At 65.8% G+C, this 1,075-nt stretch carries 1 protein-coding gene, 1 tRNA gene and 1 rRNA gene; all 3 read left to right on the top strand.

From position 1 onward, the window contains the following. Nucleotides 1-92, top strand: a 5S ribosomal RNA gene (gene rrf / locus ACFULQ_RS49175); the annotation flags it as partial. 114 nt (nt 93-206) lie between these two features. Continuing rightward, nucleotides 207-869: a DegT/DnrJ/EryC1/StrS family aminotransferase gene (locus ACFULQ_RS49170; protein WP_330269583.1), complete on the top strand. Its 663-nt coding sequence runs from the start codon at nt 207-209 to the stop codon at nt 867-869. Between the two features lie 75 nt (nt 870-944). Continuing rightward, nucleotides 945-1,017: transfer RNA gene (locus ACFULQ_RS49165), tRNA-Thr, on the top strand. The last annotated feature ends 58 nt before the right edge of the window (nt 1,018-1,075 follow it).

The following is a 1,075-nucleotide window of genomic DNA, read 5'->3' as shown; positions in this document are numbered from 1 at the left end:
CGCCCGGTTACATTCCGAACCCGGAAGCTAAGCCTTACAGCGCCGATGGTACTGCAGGGGGGACCCTGTGGGAGAGTAGGACACCGCCGAACAATCATTGAAAGGGTTGGATCCTGAACTTCGGTTCGGGGTCCAACCCTTTTTTGTTGTGCGTCACTTGAAGTTCACGTTGCGCAACCACCATCCGAAGCATGGGTACTGCTGCAATGCTCAGGGCCGCCGGCGTCGGAGTCGGTGACGAGGTCGTCGTACCGGCCTTCGGGAATGTCGAGGTTGCCGAGGCGGTGACACTCGCGGGTGCGCTCCCGGTGTTCGCGGACATACATCCGTCGACCTACTGCCTTGACGCGTCCGCTGTCGAAGCGGCCGTAACTCCGCGGACGGCGGCCGTCGTTGTCGTGCACCGCTTCGGTCGGCCGGCCGACATGCGGCGGCTGCTCGAAGTCGGGCAGCGGCACGGGCTGTTGGTCCTGCAGGAGGGTGAGTCCGAGGCGCCGTACGACGAGGTCGCGCAGCGTCGGGAGCGGGCCTGCTATCTCGACGGGAAATTGCGGGGGGTGCGCACGCCGGACGGCGGGGTCGGGCACACCTATCAGCAGTATGTGGTGCGGGTTCCGGGGAACGGGCGTCCGGACCGTGATGCCTTCGCCCGGGCCCTGCGCGGCAAGGGAGTTGACTGCCGGGTGCCGGTGAAGACGCCTGTGCACCGGCTGCCGGAGTTCCGGCGTTGTGTGTCGCTGCCGGAGACCGAGCGGGCCGCCGACGAGACGCTTGCCCTGCCGGTGGACGCCTCGCTGACCAAGCGGGACATGCAGCGGGTCGTGGCCGCGTGCAATGCGCTCGGGGGACTGCTTCAGCCTGCTTTCTGAGCGGGTTGGGAGCACGGGTCTGTTCGGGGTATGATCTATTCCGTTGCCGCGAGGGAAACCTCGAAAAAGCGACAGGCCCCCTTAGCTCAGTCGGCAGAGCGTCTCCATGGTAAGGAGAAGGTCAACGGTTCGATTCCGTTTTGGGGCTCTGGTGTGAGAGGTTCCCGCCGCAAGGCGGGGCCGATCGCATCGCAGCGGTGTAGCTC

The organism is Streptomyces sp. NPDC057253, from assembly GCF_042669125.1.
Taxonomy (GTDB): Bacteria; Actinomycetota; Actinomycetes; order Streptomycetales; family Streptomycetaceae; genus Streptomyces.
Note: the sequence above shows the minus strand (reverse complement) of the source record. Positions and strands in the feature narration are given on the sequence as shown.